The sequence below is a fragment of the Flavobacteriales bacterium genome (assembly GCA_016704485.1).
Lineage (GTDB): Bacteria > Bacteroidota > Bacteroidia > Flavobacteriales_F > PHOS-HE28 > PHOS-HE28.
Window position 1 is genome coordinate 433,007 of sequence record JADJAA010000002.1, and the last position, 18,871, is coordinate 451,877.

General features: G+C 49.1%; 19 protein-coding genes and 1 tRNA gene. 11 read left to right on the top strand and 9 right to left on the bottom strand.

Features of this window, described 5'->3' with window-relative positions:
• From IPF95_12890 to IPF95_12905, 4 genes are all read left to right on the top strand, one after another.
• The gene (locus IPF95_12890) at nucleotides 1–4,434 is read left to right on the top strand and encodes a translocation/assembly module TamB (protein MBK6475585.1); all 4,434 of its coding nucleotides are present in this window, start codon (nucleotides 1–3) and stop codon (nucleotides 4,432–4,434) included.
• Nucleotides 4,435–4,439: 5 nt separating this feature from the next.
• Nucleotides 4,440–4,835, top strand: coding sequence for a T9SS type A sorting domain-containing protein (locus IPF95_12895; protein MBK6475586.1), 396 nt, complete (start codon nucleotides 4,440–4,442; stop codon nucleotides 4,833–4,835).
• A 122-nt stretch (nucleotides 4,836–4,957) separates the two neighbouring features.
• A complete protein-coding gene (locus IPF95_12900; protein ID MBK6475587.1) occupies nucleotides 4,958–5,902 on the top strand; it encodes a hypothetical protein in 945 nt (314 codons plus the stop codon).
• Between the two features lie 114 nt (nucleotides 5,903–6,016).
• Nucleotides 6,017–6,457 carry a T9SS type A sorting domain-containing protein gene (locus IPF95_12905; GenBank protein ID MBK6475588.1) on the top strand — a complete coding sequence of 147 codons (441 nt, stop codon included), beginning with the start codon at nucleotides 6,017–6,019 and terminating at the stop codon, nucleotides 6,455–6,457.
• Between the two features lie 95 nt (nucleotides 6,458–6,552).
• Here the strand turns inward: IPF95_12905 and IPF95_12910 are convergent, their stop codons facing one another.
• Genes IPF95_12910 through IPF95_12930 form a run of 5 tightly spaced genes read right to left on the bottom strand, consistent with a single transcriptional unit; the run spans nucleotide 6,553 to nucleotide 12,231 of the window.
• Nucleotides 6,553–7,767, bottom strand: coding sequence for a bifunctional 3,4-dihydroxy-2-butanone-4-phosphate synthase/GTP cyclohydrolase II (locus IPF95_12910; protein MBK6475589.1), 1,215 nt, complete (start codon nucleotides 7,765–7,767; stop codon nucleotides 6,553–6,555).
• Between the two features lie 56 nt (nucleotides 7,768–7,823).
• The gene (locus IPF95_12915; protein ID MBK6475590.1) at nucleotides 7,824–9,008 is read right to left on the bottom strand and encodes a glycosyltransferase; all 1,185 of its coding nucleotides are present in this window, start codon (nucleotides 9,006–9,008) and stop codon (nucleotides 7,824–7,826) included.
• A gap of 17 nt (nucleotides 9,009–9,025) precedes the next feature.
• Complete coding sequence (locus tag IPF95_12920) at nucleotides 9,026–10,171, bottom strand: glycosyltransferase family 4 protein (GenBank protein MBK6475591.1); 1,146 nt, start codon at nucleotides 10,169–10,171, stop codon at nucleotides 9,026–9,028.
• Between the two features lie 34 nt (nucleotides 10,172–10,205).
• Nucleotides 10,206–11,681 (bottom strand): LptF/LptG family permease, encoded by a 1,476-nt coding sequence (locus tag IPF95_12925; protein MBK6475592.1) that lies wholly within the window; start codon nucleotides 11,679–11,681, stop codon nucleotides 10,206–10,208.
• A 58-nt stretch (nucleotides 11,682–11,739) separates the two neighbouring features.
• A complete protein-coding gene (locus IPF95_12930) occupies nucleotides 11,740–12,231 on the bottom strand; it encodes an SRPBCC domain-containing protein (GenBank protein ID MBK6475593.1) in 492 nt (163 codons plus the stop codon).
• A gap of 100 nt (nucleotides 12,232–12,331) precedes the next feature.
• On the opposite strand from IPF95_12930, the gene IPF95_12935 reads away from it, so the two are divergent.
• From IPF95_12935 to IPF95_12960, 6 genes are all read left to right on the top strand, one after another.
• Complete coding sequence (locus IPF95_12935; GenBank protein MBK6475594.1) at nucleotides 12,332–12,790, top strand: hypothetical protein; 459 nt, start codon at nucleotides 12,332–12,334, stop codon at nucleotides 12,788–12,790.
• A 76-nt stretch (nucleotides 12,791–12,866) separates the two neighbouring features.
• A tRNA-Met gene (locus IPF95_12940) sits at nucleotides 12,867–12,940 on the top strand.
• A 74-nt stretch (nucleotides 12,941–13,014) separates the two neighbouring features.
• Nucleotides 13,015–13,428: a nuclear transport factor 2 family protein gene (locus IPF95_12945; GenBank protein MBK6475595.1), complete on the top strand. Its 414-nt coding sequence runs from the start codon at nucleotides 13,015–13,017 to the stop codon at nucleotides 13,426–13,428.
• A gap of 36 nt (nucleotides 13,429–13,464) precedes the next feature.
• Nucleotides 13,465–14,091, top strand: coding sequence for a rhomboid family intramembrane serine protease (locus tag IPF95_12950; protein MBK6475596.1), 627 nt, complete (start codon nucleotides 13,465–13,467; stop codon nucleotides 14,089–14,091).
• On the top strand, nucleotides 14,088–14,582 hold the full coding sequence (locus IPF95_12955; protein ID MBK6475597.1) for an HAD family hydrolase: 495 nt from the start codon (nucleotides 14,088–14,090) through the stop codon (nucleotides 14,580–14,582). Before IPF95_12950 ends, IPF95_12955 begins: the two co-directional genes overlap by 4 nt.
• Complete coding sequence (locus tag IPF95_12960) at nucleotides 14,579–15,424, top strand: aminotransferase class IV (protein ID MBK6475598.1); 846 nt, start codon at nucleotides 14,579–14,581, stop codon at nucleotides 15,422–15,424. The genes IPF95_12955 and IPF95_12960 overlap by 4 nt, the downstream gene beginning before the upstream one ends.
• Before the next feature lie 5 nt (nucleotides 15,425–15,429).
• Here IPF95_12960 and IPF95_12965 read toward each other — a convergent pair whose 3' ends face one another.
• Nucleotides 15,430–16,017, bottom strand: a complete 588-nt coding sequence (locus IPF95_12965) for a YqgE/AlgH family protein (GenBank protein ID MBK6475599.1) — start codon at nucleotides 16,015–16,017, stop codon at nucleotides 15,430–15,432.
• A 184-nt stretch (nucleotides 16,018–16,201) separates the two neighbouring features.
• On the opposite strand from IPF95_12965, the gene pdxH reads away from it, so the two are divergent.
• Nucleotides 16,202–16,834, top strand: coding sequence for a pyridoxamine 5'-phosphate oxidase (gene pdxH / locus IPF95_12970; GenBank protein MBK6475600.1), 633 nt, complete (start codon nucleotides 16,202–16,204; stop codon nucleotides 16,832–16,834).
• Between the two features lie 143 nt (nucleotides 16,835–16,977).
• Here pdxH and IPF95_12975 read toward each other — a convergent pair whose 3' ends face one another.
• The 3 genes from IPF95_12975 to IPF95_12985 form a co-directional block, all read right to left on the bottom strand.
• The gene (locus IPF95_12975; GenBank protein ID MBK6475601.1) at nucleotides 16,978–17,493 is read right to left on the bottom strand and encodes a 30S ribosomal protein THX; all 516 of its coding nucleotides are present in this window, start codon (nucleotides 17,491–17,493) and stop codon (nucleotides 16,978–16,980) included.
• Between the two features lie 217 nt (nucleotides 17,494–17,710).
• A complete protein-coding gene (locus IPF95_12980) occupies nucleotides 17,711–18,400 on the bottom strand; it encodes an RNA methyltransferase (protein ID MBK6475602.1) in 690 nt (229 codons plus the stop codon).
• 136 nt (nucleotides 18,401–18,536) lie between these two features.
• Nucleotides 18,537–18,809, bottom strand: coding sequence for an HU family DNA-binding protein (locus IPF95_12985; protein MBK6475603.1), 273 nt, complete (start codon nucleotides 18,807–18,809; stop codon nucleotides 18,537–18,539).
• Nucleotides 18,810–18,871 lie beyond the last annotated feature (62 nt).

Here is an 18,871-nt window from a genome sequence, read left to right on the forward strand (position 1 = left end):
TTGGCGGAGAACAAGGCATATCACTGGCTCAAATTGATACTGCGTGGCATTGGCACCATTGTGCTCTTTGTCCTCGCTTTGGTAGTCATATTCCTGCTGTTGATCTCCATACCCGCCGTACAGCGCAGTGTTGCTAAGTATGCCGGTCAATTCGCAACGGAGCAATTGGGTGCCGAGGTTCGTATTGGTAGCATCTATGTGCAACCCCTAGGTCCAATAGTACTCAAGGACATCTATGTGGGCGATCTTAGGAATGATACGCTTTTTGCCGTTGGCACGCTCAAAGTGAAGGGTATCGGGATAGATGCGGATGCCAATACGATCAACCTGAATGCATTCGAGTTAGAGAATGGGCGCTTTGCTTTGGCTATAGCAGCGGACGACGAGCACAGTAACCTTACCAATTTATTCGCCCAATTCAAGGATGATGACACGACAACAACCGCCGAGATCTGGACGATACGAGCAAACAGGTTCGTGATAGATGGGTTGCATTTTTCGTTTCACGATGCGCGTGTTCCGATAAAACCGTTCGGCATTGACTTCTCCCATGTGGATGTGAACAAAGCGAGTTTGGCCGGCTACGAACTTGCCGTGATCGGGGATTCCATAACCGCACATCTGGAACAGTTCAGTTTGCGTGAACGAAGCGGTTTCCGAGTGGACCAACTTACAGGCATCGCCAATGTCAGTGGCTCGGGTATCATTATTGATAGTCTAGCCTTGCGCACACCTGTCACCTCGGTCGAAGGGCGCATGCAATTCAGTTCTGAGAATTGGTCGGCCTACAGCCGTTTCATTGATGAGGTAATGATACGTGTCGACCTGAAACCTTCACGATTGGATTTTGCGGATATCAGCTACTTCGCACCAGAGTTGGAAGGTGTACACTTTCCGATAGATGTCCAGGGCAACATCCGTGGAACAATTTCTGAGCTTAAAGGCCGCAACCTGGACATAGCGTTCGGTGAACGGTCCATCTTTCGGGGTAGCGCAGAGCTGAGTGGTCTTCCGGACATTGAGAATACGTTCATGTTGTTGGACCTCGACGAGCTATTGACGGATCATCAAGATCTTGCGCAACTACCGGCGCCACCTTTCATATCCGGCGATCGGCTAAAGGTGCCACAGGAGTTGAAGGAACTTGGTACGATCAAGTTCCGAGGAAATTTTACGGGTTTCATCCGCTCATTCACGGCATACGGAGTGGCCAATACGGCTATCGGTGGAATGCGAACGGATATTTCGTTCGAACGGGATACGTTGCGCAAGGACTTCTCATTGTCGGGTAGGCTGGCAACGGACAGTATTCGATTGGGTCCCTTATTGCATGCTGATATTCTCGGCCCTTTGGCTGCTAATATCCGCATCAACGCGAAAGGAAAGGATATTGCTGGCATGCGGGCTGAAGTGGAAGGTGACTTCCCGTTCTTCACGGTGAATGGAGTACGTATAAAGGGCATCTCCGCCAAGGGGAAACTGGAACGCAATCTGTTTAATGGTGCATTGTCCGTGAACGATAATGCGTTGATCCTGGATTTCGAAGGACTGGCTGATATGCGAGGTAGATGGCCTTTGGTGGATTTCCATGCAGAATTGGGGCATGCCAACCTTACAGCACTCGGTATTGCACCTTTTGATGGGTATAACACATTGCGGATGGATGTCGATGCACAAGGGCGATTATCCCCTGATAGTTTATTGGGCAAATTGTCGATGCGTGATATTGCATTCTGTCGCGGGGATCAAGAGCACGAATTGGGCGATATTGATCTTGTAAGCAGCCGCATGGATGGAGAGAATGTATTGAACTTGAATGCGTCTTTTGCGGATGTGGAGGTGAGCGGAGAGTTTCTGCCGACACGGTTGCCCCGCACTATTGAGAACGTGATCTACAGCGTATTCCCATCGCTGGAGGATAAAGTGGACTTCGCTGAAGCCGAACAGAATTTTCGGTTCACATTGGAGACCAAGAATACCGGACCGGTATTGGATCTGGTAATGCCAGGGTTGAAGATCGACAGCGGATCAACAGCAAAAGGAGCCCTGGATAGCCGTTCGTTGGATATTGAATTGGTCGCGGATCTGCCTGGAATGTCTTACGGTCATATGCGGATCAACAATATGAAGGTGGTTACCGAAAAGACCATGGATGTTTTCCTGTTCAGCGTTAAAAGTGATCGCCAGATCTGGAAGGACAGCATTTGGTTCGCTGGCACGTCGCTCACCGGAAAAGCATATCAGGATGAATTGGAATTCGCCCTTGGATGGGATGATAGCAATGGCGGCACCAATGGCGACCTCTATCTTTTAGGCGACGTTGATTCACCCAATTCGCTTTCACTGGATCTCCTCCCCAGTCATTTGCAGTTCGGCAGGGGAGATTGGTTGAATCTGAAACCGGCACATGCAAGGATCGAAGGATCCACCATCCGTATCGATTCACTTACACTGCTGAATAACGGGCAGCGGATAACCTTGGATGGCACGATCTCCGATGACCCTGGAGATGCGCTGCACTTCGATCTATTGAACGTTGATCTACGCAACATCGATCCGTTCTATGAAGGGCCCCAACTGAGCGGTATGGTATCCGGCGATGGCGCTGTATTCGATATCCGTAATACGCCGAAAATGTTCAGCTATATGTGCTTGGATAGTCTTAAGGTACAGGAACATCCAATTGGAGATCTGCAATTCGCTGCGCAATGGGTGGATGCAAAAAAAGCCGTGGACCTCAGCGGTGTCCTCAGTCGAGGAGCGATCAAGGCATTGGATTTCAGAGGAGAGATCAGTTTGAAGGATGATCAAGAAATGGATATGGAATTGATCATGGATCGCTTCGACCTTGGCTTCATAGATCCCTATCTGCCGAAAGGAATAAGCGAGATACAAGGGCTTGTATCCGGAAGCATTGCGGTGAACGGAAAACTGATCGATCCGCAGATCGCTGGTGAATTAGCGCTAACGAATGCCGGTCTTCGCATCGATTACCTCAATACGCTGTACAGGTTTTCGCATGAGTTGAAGGTGCGTCCGGATATGTTTGCGTTGGACCAGGTAGTCGTACGGGATGAAGAAGGACATAAGGCGGTGATCAATGGAACCATCCAGCATAAGGGATTGAAGGATTGGAACTTCAACGTTTCCGGTGAATTGGATACGATGCTTGTATTGAATACGGATCTGTCCCAGAATGAACTCTTCTACGGTAAGGCATATGGCACTGGAGATTTTGAACTAAGTGCCTATGCTGGGAACATGGAGATCACCGTCGATGCCAAGACTTCACCGGGCACATCGATCCATTTACCGCTCGGCGGTAGCACCGATGTTTCGGACATCGGTTTCGTGCAATTCGTAAGCGGCGATAGTTCTGATGTGGAGGTGCGGGTAGTGGATCTGACAGGGGTGACATTGGACCTGAATGTGGAGGTAACGCCGGACGCCATGTTCGAGTTGATCTTCGATCCAACAGTGGGAGACATACTCAGAGGTAGAGGAACCGGGAATATTGAAATGAGCGTTGATCAAGCTGGTGGTCTGGACATGAGAGGTGCGGTGCAAGTGAATGAAGGAGATTATCTCTTCACCCTACGGAATGTAGTGAACAAACGATTCCAAATTGCACCCGGAGGAACCATTACCTGGTTCGGCGACCCCTTGGATGCACAATTGGATCTTGAGGCCGTCTATCGACTTCGCGCACCGCTGTATGACATCATGTACGAGAAGAACGATGTGTACCGCAAACGTGTGCCAGTGGATGTGACCATGCGCTTGAAGGATCGCTTGTTGAACCCGGAGATCGGTTTCAGTGTGAGGCTTCCAACCGTAGATGAAAGCATCAGGACCCAGGTGAACAGCGTTCTAAGCACCGAACAGGAATTGAATAGACAGGTCTTCGCATTGATCGTCATGAATAGATTCGTTCAACCGCCGAACTATACCGGAGCAGGTTCACCCGGTACGGGAGACCTTGGAGCAAGTGCGACGGGGTTCGAGCTTATGAGCAATCAAGTGAGCAACTGGCTATCGCAGATCAGCAGTGATTTCGATCTTGGCTTGAATTATCGACCCGGAGATAACGTAACACAGAAGGAACTCGAAGTCGCCTTGAGCACGCAGCTCTTCAATGAACGATTACTGTTCAGCACGAACGTAGGCGTACAATATGGGGCAGCTCAAACAACCCAGAACTCCAATGCGTTGGTAGGCGATTTCCAATTGGAATACCTGCTGACCGAGGACGGTAAATTGCGAATGAAAGGCTACAGCATCAGCAACGACCGTAATTTGAACAGGGCCTCACAAGCATCCACGACACAAGGAGTTGGTATCGGCTACCGCGAAGAGTTCAATACGTTCAGGGAATTCCGCCAGAAGATCGCGAACATCTTCCGCAGCGATGCGAAGGACATGAAGTTTGATTGAAGGCAATGGTCGAAGTACATATTTACTTAGGCACCACCTATCCGGATTGTTCGGAGGATAGTTACAACTCCATTGCCCTGAATGAAAGTCAGCCTAGTTATACGGCACAGGCAAAAAATGGTCAACAGGCGCTGCAGTTGCAATTTGCCCCTTCTGTTTTAGTTGAACACTACTTGAAAGTAAGTCCGAATCCCTTTCAGTCTGATATCGTCGTATCGTTACCCTCAGAAGCGACCGGTTCACTTCAACTCGTTGATCTATTGGGCAAAAGTCTGGGCAGATGGAAGGCCATTCCCGGCAATTCTACCATCGATCTATCATCTCTAACTAACGGAGCTTACCAACTCATTTGGAGAGCGCTAGAATGCACAGAGAGCATTACGATTCTTAAAAGCAACTGAACATGACTTTAGTTAAGATATTTCTGGCGCTAAGTGTGAGCATCACCTTGCTTTTTCCGACAAGTATCGAAGGCCAAGATCTTCAGTGGGTGCAACAGATAGGTGGTAATTGGTCGGAAACAGTGAACGGCGTTTGCGAAGATGCAAACGGAAATGTTTACGTAACAGGCGCTCTTGGTGGCTACAATGCTCCTGGTGGCACAATCGGCGGCGTTTTATTCCCTGTATTAGGAACTAGGGATATTTTCTTGGCGAAATTTGATGCATCGGGAAATTACGTATGGGGCGTTACTGCGGGTGGTGAAAAGGTTCCTGAGGATGTAAATGAAGCAGAATACGGTCGCAACATCCTGTATGACTCTATAACGAACACGATAGTACTTCAAGGAACTTACGACTCCGAAGATGCCTATTTTGGGCCAGGCATAAGTGCCGCAGGGCGCGGTATGTTCGTCGCTAAATATGACCTGAATGGTACGTGCTTGTGGTTGCAAACCGTTCCATGGGGCATTGTTTATGGAATGACGATAGATGATAGTGGGAATATTTATGCTGAGACGGCCCGAACTGTTTTATTTGATGATTTGCTTCTTGTAAAGTATTCGCCTGGAGGTGAGGTTATATGGTCGAAGGACATCGGATACAATATTGGGGATGCTTGGGCCGCAGATGATAATGGCACGTTAATTATTGCTGGTGCTTGCTTTGAGAATTCTAATTTGTTGGGAACAACATTCACGCCCGCAGCATCAGGCTGGGATGCATTGATAGCGCGGATCGATACTTCTTGTACTCAAGTTCTTGCAACCCAGCAACTAGGTGCAGATAGTCTTGCATTATATCATGATCTTGAAATTCTTTCCAATGGAGCATTGATCATCACTGGAGCTTTCATAAATCGTTTGTATGTACCAAATGACACAGTGGTCTCAATTCCTGACCAGTTGGTTCGGTTTCTAATGAAAGCAGATAGCGCTGGTAATCCAGAATGGGTAGAAACTTTGCCAATGGTTGGCACGATCAATTCGGCAGCACTACTATCAATGAGCGGTGAAAGCACATTCTAGGTTGCTTTTGAAATCAATTCGTCTACTACGATCGGTCAATTCGTTATTGAACCAACCACCAATAGGGATTTTGTAATTGCACGTTTCGACCTGAGTGGAAACTGTTTAGGCGTATTGCATGGTGGAGAGGTTAGACCGGCGCGGGTCTACGTTCTGGGTACGAATGATGGCGGAGTGGTTATTTCTGCTGGCTTCACCCAACCTTTACAGTTAGGTCAAGGCTTAACCACATCTGGTGCAAATGATGGCTTCATCGCCAAATTCAGCGCCATAACCGGCATACAAACCTTCGGAAATCTTGGTGGAGGGCAACTGCACATTTACGCCAATCCCAACAACGGGTTATGCACTGTTGATCTACCACAAGACCTGCGGTATACTTCGGATCTGGTGCTTACCATTTTCGATGCACAAGGCCGCGCCGTACAAAGTAGCCCCGTGCGTTCTTCCGAAACAGGCATTAAACTGGATATTACCGCACAAGCCAAAGGCAGTTACTTCGTAGAACTGAGCGATGGGCAACAACGGTATACGGGTACGATCGTGTTTGATTGAATGCGTACAACCTCGCATGACGAAATCGTATAACTGGTATTTGGTACCCAATACGCTGTACCCTATACCCTGTACCCAATACCAGTGACCAAGACCTACTCCCCCAACTTCAACGAATGCCCCATGCGCTCTTTCTTCGCTTTGAGGTACTTGTGGTTGTGCTCGTTACTTGCAATTTCGATCGGAACATTCTCCGTGATCTCCAGGCCATAGCCTACTAGCCCCGTGCGCTTTTTGGGATTGTTCGTTAGCAAGCGCATTCTTCGCACGCCAAGGTCGAATAGGATCTGAGCGCCAACGCCATAATCCCGTGCGTCCATATCGAAGCCGAGCATCAGGTTCGCATCCACAGTATCTGCTCCTTGTTCCTGCAGTTTATAGGCTTTCAATTTATTGAGCAATCCAATGCCGCGACCTTCTTGCTGCATGTATACGATCACGCCCTTTCCGGCCTTTTCGATCATCTCCATGGCCTGCTGCAACTGTGGTCCACAATCGCACCGGCAACTCCCGAAAATATCACCGGTAACACATGAGCTGTGTACGCGCACAAGGATCGGTTCATCCGGTTCCCAAGTGCCTTTTACCAAGGCCAAATGCTCTTCACCTGTCGTGCTTTGCTTGTATGCTACAAGGTCAAAATCACCGTGCAGCGTAGGAAGTTTCACATCGATCTGGCGTTCCACCAAACGCTCAGTGCGCATGCGATAGGCGACCAGGTCTTCGATACTGATGAGCTTCAGGTCGAATTTTTCGGCGATCAATTGTAGCTCTGGTAAACGGGCCATGGTGCCGTCGTCGTTCATGATCTCAACGATCACACCTGCGGGTTCGAATCCTGCCAAGCGAGCGAGATCAACAGCTGCTTCCGTATGTCCGGTTCGGCGTAGAACTCCGCCCTTACGCGCCTTCAACGGAAAGATGTGACCGGGTCTTGCGAGATCGTTGGCTGTAATTTCTGGATCGATCAACGCTAACATGGTCTGGGATCTATCACTGGCGCTAATGCCCGTGGTGGTCCCGCGTCCCTTGACATCAACGCTCACCGTGAAAGGGGTTTCATGCAGCGCAGTGTTGTCATTCACCATCAGGTCCAGCCCAAGTTCTTCGCAACGTTCTTCGAGAAGCGGCGCACAGATCAGTCCACGCCCATGTTTGGCCATGAAGTTGATCACTTCCGGTGTAGCATTTCGGGCAGCGGTCAAGAAATCACCTTCATTCTCACGGTCCTCATCATCCACTACAATAACCACCTTTCCTTGGCGGATATCAGCAATGGCTTCTTCAATGGTATTGAACGGCTTCTTCATACACTAACGGCTTAATGGTGTAAAGGTACGTAGGTGCAGGGTAGCACAGTCTTTGGTCAATGAACCGGACGCGGGTCACTCACCAAGGCATCCAAGGCTTGCGCAGCGCGGTCCCAATCGAAATGGGAACGAACGAAATCGTAACCACTTTCCGCAACTCGTTGGCGTTCGGCAGGGTCATTCAGTAAGCGCAGAATGTGTTCTGCGTAATCTTCCGGCGAGTTGCCTATCAGTATCGCGGTGCCTGCAGGTGCGCCGACCGCGTTGTTCGCCAAGGCCGATGTAACGCACGGTATGCGCATGGCCATAGCTTCCAGTAGTTTATTCTGGAGGCCGGTTCCGATCTGCATGGGAGCGGCAAAGATCCGTGCGGTAGCGTAGGATACACGAATGTCTTTCACCCAACCGGAAACGGAGATCAATGGATCATTTTTGGCAAGGTCACGTACGGCTTGGCTGGGATCAACACCGGAAATAAGTAGGCTGGTCTCCGGACGCACCTTTCGCACGATCGGTAATACCTGCTCAGCAAGGAACACCACACTATCAATATTCGGCGGATAATTCATATTGCCTGTGAAGAGCAGATCGAATTTCGGTTCCAGCGGCAACGGAGCAAAATGGTCCGTGTCCACGCCATTTGGGATCACGGCCATCTCATCACGCAAAGGATGGTAGATGTAATCGCGGTCCTGCGCGCTGATGATGACACTGTGATCGAACTGGTCGAACATGAGATTCTCGTACCGGATCAATCGCCGTGTTTCGGTCTGGAACAAGGGGCGGAACAACCAAGGAGCATTCTCGGTTCTTCGTTCCATACCCTTGCTCAAGGTGTCCATGTAATCCAGCGTCTTCGGCAGTGCATATTTGCGTCGCACGTACTCCGTTGTCCTCACGAGCTGGCACAATACGTGATCGGGTTTGAAGCGTTCAATGGCAGCATCCATCCGTTGCTGTGCGCTGCGGTGATGGAAATAGGCCACCTGAAATGGTAGTCGGGAAAAGATCGCGCCGAACAATTTCAAGAAGATGGACCACCGCCTTAACCGTACCACCTCGATGTGCTTACAGAACTGATGGAGATGATCCAAATGTTCAGGTTCGGTGTTCGTATCGCTCAAGCAAAAAAGAAAGACCTCATGTTTGTCTGCCAAACGACGGATCAAGTGATATGCTCTGAGCTTATCACCCTTCTCCAACGGATACGGAACACGGGAAAGGATCACCAACAACTTCATTCTCCTGCGAACTGCTATTACTTGCCCAAACGCTTGTAGAATGCCACAAGGTCTTTGATGATCTTCTTCTCTTCATATGCGGATTCGATCAACGCGCGGGCATGTTGCCCTAATTCTTCCAACCTTTCAGGGTGATCGATAAGTGCGATCATGTGTTCAACGAATTCCTTTGCATTGCGGGCAATTAAGATCTCCTTACCCTCCGAGTACGCAATGCCTTCCGCACCGATGGGTGTGGAAATGATCGCTTTACCCAGTGCCATGCCCTCAATGATCTTCACGCGCATGCCGCCGGCACTGAACAATGGCACTACCATGATGTCCCTGGCCTTCATGTAGTCGAACGCATCTTTCACGCGGCCCCGGCAAAGCACACCTTTGTTCTTGGTGCCCATGAGGTCTTTCGGCATTCGGTTCCCGGCAAGATTCAAACGCGCTTCAGGTCGTTTTTCCATCACTTTTGGCCAAACCGACTTCAACAGCCATCTCACTCCTTCTTCATTAGGCAACCAATCCATACTTCCCAAGTGGAAGAATACGGGCTTTTTGGAATGAGTTCGCGGTGCCCATTCGTAATCATTGGGTTCAACACCGAACGGTATGGAGATGATCGGGGTTTTAGTTCCGTGGGCAACGAAATGCTTAGCGTCCGCTGGGCTGATCGCCGCGACGCCGTCCACGCGGTCGAGAACGGCCATTTCATATTCCTGCAATTGCTTGGCAAGGAATTTTCGGTAGGGTTTCTTAAGAAAATTCTTCTCGCCAATAGCGATCCGTTCCTGGATCACATGTTCCAGGTTATGAGAACGCAGAACAATGGGCGCACCGGTATACCTGCGAAGGGTAGGTATGTACGGGGTCATGAACAAGCTCTCCAACTGAATGATATCGAACTTCTCTTCGCTCAATAACCGGATCAATCGGATATCCATATCGGGCGAGAAGAATCGGCTGATATTATAATTGTCCGCATTGAGCAGATCATTGAACGCATCCACCACGTTCAGGGAAGTATCCACGAAAACGCCTTCAATACCGGTGCTTTCGCGAAACTCTTTTGGCAATGCATCCATGTTCAACGCATGCTTAGCAGTGGAAATGCACAACACCTTAACATGGTGCCCTGCATTGATCAACCCCCTGGCCAGGTTGTGCATGGCCATGGTGCCGCCATCAATGGGCGGGTAGGGGGGTTTATTACAAAGCTGAAGAATTCGCATCGGACCGCTTAAAGAGGGAGAGAATACGTTGCCAACCGCGATAATACGAATCGGCATCGAAGAGTGGGCTATCAGTTGCCGCTTTCCACGTTAATAGAACACCGACCGGGAGGAGGACCAATGTACTGATCCACATGCCTGGCCAAGGTGTAATGCCTCCTGCAATGGCTAATTTTTCCATGGAGAATGAAATGATGTGGAATACCAGAAAGAACATGATAGCGAAGACGGTTGGTAGTCCCATTCCACCTTTTCGGATAATGGCTCCCAGAGGCGCACCAATGAAAAAGAATACAAGACAAGCGAAGGCGAGCATCAATTTACGATGCCATTCGATCCGGAACCTGTTCACCTGTTCAATTCGGCCTTTCCTTTCATCCAAACTGCGTTGGATGTAATTGACGTTGTTCCGCACCATATTGGTCGCAACGTCATACACAGCGTTCCGGGCTTGGAGGTCGAGCTCGGGTTCCAAGGCCTTTTCCGCAGGTTCAAGCAATAGCTCACTCTTCGAAAGAACGGGAGGTGTATCCTGCTTATGCAACTTCTTGTCCCGCAAAATGTAAAGACTGTTCCGTAAATGTGCTTGTTGTTCACTCATGCGCATATCCAATGATCGCAACAAGCTATCCTCTGCCACCTGTAACTGGCCGATGGTAAGCATCTTGTAATGGTCCTTGAAGAGGTCCTCATCCGTCCGGACCATACCCAGGCCAGTAAGGTCCAAACGCAACCTATCCTCTTTGAACGTCCCGCGAATCATGGCATATTTGGCATCATCATTACCGGCTGGTCCGTGTTCATCATAGAAATGACCATCGTGCAATGAAAGGAATAGGTAATGATCATCCGGGCTGCGGCTCATAGTACCGGTCTTTGCACGCACCACGGTCCGGTTTCCTTGGAACGCTGCTCTGTGGTCGTAGATCAACACGTCATACAATGTACCGGTTTCCTTGTCCTTGTCCTGCACACGGATACTGAAGCCATCAATACCGTTGTAAAAGATACCGGGGCGTAAGTTCAGGGCAGGCTTTTTACGCGTAACATCCCATAAAAGCGATTGGAATTTCAGATTGGCTATTGGCAACAGGTTGTTGCTGAAATAGAATGAGCCCAACGAGAGCAGCCCAATGAAAATGACCAACGGGCTCATGATCTTGAAAAGCCCAAGACCTGCGGATCTCATCGGCACCAATTCGGAGTTCTCTCCCAGGCCACCCATGGTCATTATGCTGCTCAATAGAATGGCCAGTGGCAGTGCTAAGGGCACAAAACTGGCCGTAGCATAGGTCATCAATTCCAATAGAACGTACCACTCGAGTCCTTTGCCCATAAGGTCATCGACGTACTTCCATAGGAATTGCATGACCAGAATGAACAGCACGATCAAGAATGTGATCAGCAAGGGCCCTATAAAAGCCCGGATGATCATGATGTGCAACCGTTTCATTCCGGAATGGTTCGGATACAAAGGTCGGGAGTAAAAGAGTAGGAAGGGATGAGCGCTATCAAGCCCCAAGTACACGGATGAGTGACCCGATCTGTGTATTCCACAGATTACGCACGGATTCCACTTCGCGCGGCCAAGCATGATCCGTTACGATCAACGCCACATCATTGGTCATATCATCAATACGGATGCGGAACTCAAAGAATGAATCCGGATCATCCTCATCATCATTTCGGTGGAAACGGATCACCTCGCCCAGTTTACGCCCGATCAACGTTGTGGCCTCTTCTTCACCATCCTCCCATTTGAACGTGTACTGGTCATCCTGAACATCAACATCCACACAGTACCATTCCGCAAATCCACTCGGAGTGGAGATCAAGTCGTAGAGTACGGTAGGCGCACTGCGCACGTTGAATTCCATCTGGACCCGCTGCTTCAGCGGCTTTTTGGCCTCTTTTAGAGGTACTGCGGGGCTGTTCTTTATTGCTTTGGCCGGAGCGGCCGCTTCAGTTGGCTTTGCGATCGGAGCTGTGGCTTTCTTAGTCACTGTTTTGGCAATGATCTTGGGTTTCGCAATAACTTTTTCAACCACAGGCTTTGGTGTCTTTGCGGTCTTCTTGGTTGTGCTGGCCAGTTTTTTCGGAACCTTGGATGCAGCTGATGGTTTGGGTGAATTTCCCTTTTTCGGTGCCGGACGGGCTATTTTCTTCGCCACTTTGGGAATTGCCGCCTTGGCTGCTTTTTTCTTTACGATGGTGGTTTTAGTACGAGAAACAGGTTTCGATGCACTTTTTTTCGCTACAGGCTTCTTACCGGCAACCTTCTTGGTCGTGGCTGGTTTCGCTTTGCCTGCACTTTTTTTGGCAGCTATGCGCCCAGTTTTCGATGTTGCAGCTTTTTTCACAGGCGCAGTTTTTTTCTTGGGTGTAACAGTTTTTCTCTTCTTCTTAACCGTTGAATTCTTCTTAGGCGAGTTCGGTCTGCCTTTTTTAATAACGGTCTTCTTCTTGGCCATGGTGGTAATATTCGCGTACACTGCGTTGCGGCTAAAGATAGAGAAAACCAGTGCCTTTGCAAGTCGATGTAATTTTCAACCATTTCCATGACTATCACAGGTTTCGTGGAACCTATGGCATCAAGTTTTATATTTGCCGCCCCTTGGATCGCAGCTTGGGGACTTATGGCGCGGTAGCTCAGCTGGTTAGAGCGCAGGATTCATAATCCTGAGGTCGGGAGTTCAAGTCTCCCTCGCGCTACTGGAATTTTGAGAAAGGCCTCGGTATGATACCGGGGCCTTTCTTGCAACGCATTTCCTAGTAGTTATATCGGCATGTGGAAGTATTTTCCGATCATTGTCCTATTCAGCTGTGGTGACGGGCCAGTAGTACGCGATCAAAGCGCTATCCGAGTGGCCATGACCGAACAACAAAAAGCTTGGAACGCAGGAGACATCAAAGGTTTCATGAGCAGTTATTCGGATACGATCTGTTTCATCAGTTCCAAAGGAACCACGTGCGGAAAGGAAGGTGTTACAGCGAATTATGAGCGCTCTTATCCGGACAAAGCCGCCATGGGGCAGTTGAACTTCGGTATTAATGAGGTTGTTCCCGTAGGCAATGAGCATGCTTGGGTGACCGGGACGTGGGCGTTGGCACGCACGGCGGATACGTTAAGTGGTGGATTTTCATTGCTTTGGACAAAGGAGCGGAAAGGTTGGCGGATCGTGCGTGATCATACGTATTGATCCGAAGGGGATATCTTCGGCACATACCTTGGAATTTTGACCATCTCGATCACTCTGATCATCATCATCGTTACCGCAGCGGTATCGATCATAGCCTTCAGCAATAGGGAATTCTACACCTATTTGTTGTTTGAGCCGTATGTTATCAATGCGCGTAAGGAATACCATCGCTTCATTTCACATGCATTCGTGCACGCCAACTGGACGCATCTTGCCGTGAACATGTTCGTGCTTTGGATGTTCGGCACGAGCGTGGAAATGTTGTACTCCATGATCACCGATGGAGGTCGGCTACTACCGTTTCTAGGGCTTTATTTCGGTGGAGTGTTGTTCGCGTCGATCCCATCCTACAAGAAACATATTCTGAACCCTTCATATAGAGCAGTGGGTGCAAGCGGAGCAGTGAGTGCCGTATTGTTCGCCCAGATCTTAATGTTACCGACCCGATCCGTGGAAATGCTATTCATTCCGGTGCCAATGCCAGCTTGGGTATTCGGTGGTCTGTATTTGGCCTATTCGTGGTACATGGATAAGCAAAGCACGGACAATGTCGCGCACGATGCCCACTTCTATGGAGCGGTATTTGGCCTTGTGTACACAGCCTTATTGGAGCCTCAGCTGATCATTAGCATTGGTAGTTTCCAATCTTCACTTGGTCTATGAAGCGCAGAGCACTTTTCCTGGATCGCGATGGAGTGATCAACAAAGAGCGCGGGATCCATACGTGGAAGGTTGAGGATACGGAGCTATTACCGGATGTTGCGCAAGCGTTGCGAAAGGCACAGGATGCAGGATTTGCCTTGATCGTAATTACCAACCAGAGCGGCATCGGTCTGGGTATGTATGGGCATGATGATGTTGCCAAAGTACATGCGTATCTTGAGGCCGAACTTTCAGTAGCAGGTGTTCACTTGACCGATATTTTCTATTGCCCGCATCATCCTGAACAAGGAAAGTGCCTTTGTCGCAAGCCAGGATCATTGCTGTTAGAACGAGCTATTGCTCGGCATGGCCTTCAACTGGAAGGGTCCGCTATGATCGGAGATCGGGATCGCGACGTGCAAGCAGCCGAAGCAGCGGGAGTTCGTGGTATTCTTGTACCTGCAAATGGGGAGTTGCTTCCTATTGTGTTGAACGTAGTATCAAGAGGATGAAAGACCTAGTGAACGTGAATGGTAAAGTTGTGCCCGGAAACGAACCGGTCATAACGTTACGTAACCGCGCATTCCATTATGGAGATGGGTTGTTCGAGAGCATGCGCATCATTAAAGGTCGCTTGTGTTTCGCTGATTCGCATTGGGCAAGACTAGTAACGGGTGCAGGATTGTTGCGGATCGGGCTCCCAGTTGGTCTGGACGTACGTTCTTTTGAACAATACGCATTGGAGTTGGCCGAGCAGTGCGGTCTTCACGGAGGGAGATGCCGATTTACACTATATCGTGGCGGAAATGGAAATTACCGACCGACTTCGAATACCGGAGGATTCACGTTTGAAGTAACGTCTTTGGAGGATCAACATCACACATTGAATGAACAGGGGTTGATGGTGGATATTTGGCCAGAGACCCGTAAGCCAATCAATGAACTTTCGGTTCATAAGACGTTGAACTGCCAGCTTTATGTGATGGCATCATTGTGGTGTACGGACCGTGGCCTGGATGATTGCATGCTGCAGAACGAGCGTGGAAATATCATTGAAAGCAGCAGCGGGAATATATTCATTGTTAGCAATGGTGTGCTATATACACCTTCACTGACCGATGGATGCATAGGTGGTGTGATGCGCGCACAGGTGATCAATTTGGCACTGAAACACGGGATCAAAGTTTATGAGTGCTCGTTGAACCCACAGAATTTATTGGCTGCGGATGAGTTGTTCTTTACGAACGCCGTCTCCGGAATTCGCTGGGTTGCGACATACCGCACAAAGCGTTACACGCATAGATTGGCAGGTACGTTATTGGAGCATTTGATCAAGAAGACACTAGACCAGTGATCGGGTCAATTCAACGCCGGGTCATCAGGAAAATTGGCGAGTGGAGCAAATTCCGGTCCCATATCGCGCAGCGTTTCTGCCCAAATGTTCTTTTTACCGGTGTGCATGATCCGCTTTTTGTCGACATTGGCGACCAGCCATGCACGTTCAGCTAACTCCTTATCAAGCTGACCTTCGGTCCATCCGGAATACCCTACGAAAAAACGCACGTGCCTTGCCAGTTTTGGATCTGTGCTGAGGATGGATCTCAACTGATCGAAATCTCCACCCATGTGGACACCATCAACAACTTCAGTGCTGCCATCAAGGTGTGGTCCGAGCGTGTGCAAGTAATAAAGATTGCTGCTCTGCACGGGTCCGCCGATGCTCACTTTCGATCCTATCGGTGGCATTCTATCCATAAGTTGATCGATGTCCATATCCATATGCCGGTTCAATACGAATCCAAAAGACCCTTCATCGTTATGCTCACAGAGAAGTACAACGGTTCTTCGGAAATAGGGATCCGGTAGAAACGGTTCGCTGACCAATAACCTTCCTCGCGCTGGTTCGAGTTTGTTCTCTGGTCGTAGATCAAGAAAGTTATTGCTCATATTATGCTACAAGGTACGGTCTTGGCTTGGAAACAATACCGGATCAGGCTTGCAGGATAAGCTTGGCAGCGGAATTCCTTTTCGTGAATATCAGTGATCAATTGAAATTGGTAGGGTGTATTGAACGCTTTCGAGTAGTGTGTGTTTGGCGAATAACTTAGCGGCCAAGAAATTCGAGAAGAGAATGGATCAGGATAACAAGCGAACGGATTTTAGAAAGCATAAATTGATCGAGAACGAGGCTGGTAATGACCCCATTGCCTTGTTCGATCGCTGGTACGGAGAGGCCAACTCTGAAAATGTTCTGGAACCGAAAGCAATGTCGTTGGCGACGGCTGGCTCGGTTACGATAAGCTGCCGTATTGTTTATCTACAGAAATTCGATCAGAACGGATTCGTGTTCTATACGAACCAGAATAGTCGCAAGGCAATGGATCTGGAACGCGACCCGCGTGCTGCGTTAACATTCTTCTGGCCGGAATTCGAACGGCAAGTACGAATTGAGGGAAAGGCAGAACATGTCACTGCCGAAGAGAGCGATGCATATTTTGCTTCACGGCCACGCGAGAGTCGGATCGGTGCGTGGGCAAGTGATCAGAGCAGAGCCGCAGGGACAAGAGAAGAAATGGATGAACGGTATTCGCGGTGGGTTGAACGTTTTGGAGAAGAGGATATTCCGCGCCCGTTGCATTGGGGTGGGATCCGTGTTAAGCCAGTACGGATCGAATTCTGGCAGGGACGCGCAGATCGAATGCATGACAGGATCGTATTCGAGCATGCAGGAGATGAGTGGATACGTTTGCGTCTACAACCGTAGTAGGACCCATTACCATTTCGAATTATGGAATAGTCCGAAGAGCGAGTAGATCGGCGGATTCTGTAGTTCGAATGGGTATAATATCCATAATGCAGAAGACCCCTCGTTGATGAGGGGTCTTTGCTTCTGTAACGAATTTAGAATTACTTCTTCTTCGCAGCGGTGGTCTTCTTTGCAACCTTCTTAGGCGCTGCCTTTTTTGGAGCAGCTTTCTTAGCAGTTGGCTTCTTTGCGGCAGCGCGCTTTACAACCTTCTTCGCGGTCTTCTTAGCAGCTTTCTTCGGAGCAACTTTCTTAGCGGTCGGCTTTTTCGCGTCAGCACGCTTAGTAACCTTCTTACGGGTAACTTTCTTCGCGGTCGGCTTTACAGCAGATGCTTTTTTAGCAGCCGCTTTTTTCGGGGCAGCTTTTTTAGCAGCCGCTTTTTTCGGAGCGGCTGTTTTAGCCGCAGCCTTTTTCGGAGCGGCTGTCTTGGTCGCAACTTTTTTCGCAACTACTTTTTTCGGAGCAGCCTTTTTAGCGACCTTCTTCGGTGCCGCCTTTTCAGCGGTCGTTTTCTTGGCAGCAGCTGCACGTTTCTTACGTTTCGAAGGACGACTAACACCAGCGCTTCCGATGGTGCGTTTTCCTTTCTTGGTTTTCTTATCACCTTTTCCCATTGTTTTGTTCTTGTTAATGATTTCGCCAAATGTATTCGCGTGCTTCAACGAGGGTCATACGAATTAGGTTTCACTTTTCAACGCGGATATGTCAACAGCTTCATGGGAGACGTGCATGTGCCGTTCAAGTTCGATCGCAAAGAAGCGATCGATCCCATGATGCTTCATTGAACGACACGATCGTAGATGATCGTTGGTACCATTGATGATCTCCGGGTCAATGGTCAGTCGAAGAAGGATCTGATGTGCGTCTGAAATGTTCTTCCAAATGCGCTGCGCTTTGTACTGTTTTTCTCGTCCATTTCAATTTCAGTTCGAACAGTTCTTTCTCCGATAAGCGCCACTTGATGTCGCTTGTGCGTAGTCTTTCCATCACGGTGTACAACGTAATGGCGGCAGAGACCGAGATGTTATAGCTCTCCGTGAACCCGTACATCGGTATGCGCAATTGGTGATCAGCATGTTCCATCAACTCGTCACTAGCCCCTGTCAATTCAGTTCCGAAACAGAATGCCAATGGCTTATCCAGGGCAATGGTGCCCGGTGTGATTTCTGGGGCACGGGGTGAAGTAACTACGATCCCATAACCTTGATCGCGCAGTTTTTCAATACACCGCATCGTATTGTTCTCATGTTCATGATGCCGTTCTATGTCCACCCATTTGGAAGACCCCAATGTGACGTCGGGATTCACGGTGAACTTGTTGCGGTTCTCAATGATATGCAGCCGTTGAATTCCGAGTAGGTCCGCAGTACGGACCACGGCACTGGCATTGTGCGGTTGATAGATGTCCTCCATTACCGCAGTTATATGATAGGTTCGCTCAGCAGCAAGCTCATCGAACAAGTTGCGTTTATGGTCCGTGACAAAGGCTGAAAGCTTCTCGTAGAGTTCTTGATCGGTCATTGATACAAGTGTAATGCTCAATGGATGATCCATGTACAACTCTTGCAGAAGAGCAGGGGATCGGACGATGGTATATCCATAAAAAGAGGATCCCCCGCCGAAGCGAGGGATCCTCAAGAATGATAAGTGGAAGTTCTTACTTCACTTTGCTGGAAAGATCCGCACCAGCTTTGAACTTCACAACTTTCTTAGCTGCGATCTTGATCTCCTTACCGGTCTGTGGGTTACGACCTTTGCGTGCAGCACGCTTGGTGATGGAGAATGTACCGAAGCCAACGAGAGCTACGCGCTCGCCTTTCTTCAACGCTTTGGTAGTGCTAGTTACAAATGCATCCAATGCACGCTTTGCATCAGCCTTTGAAAGTTTTGCATCTGCTGCGATCGATTCGATCAATTCTGCTTTGTTCAATCCCATGTCAGTTAGTTTTTGAATTGGTTAGTTGTTAGTGGACTCTGGGACAAATGTATTTG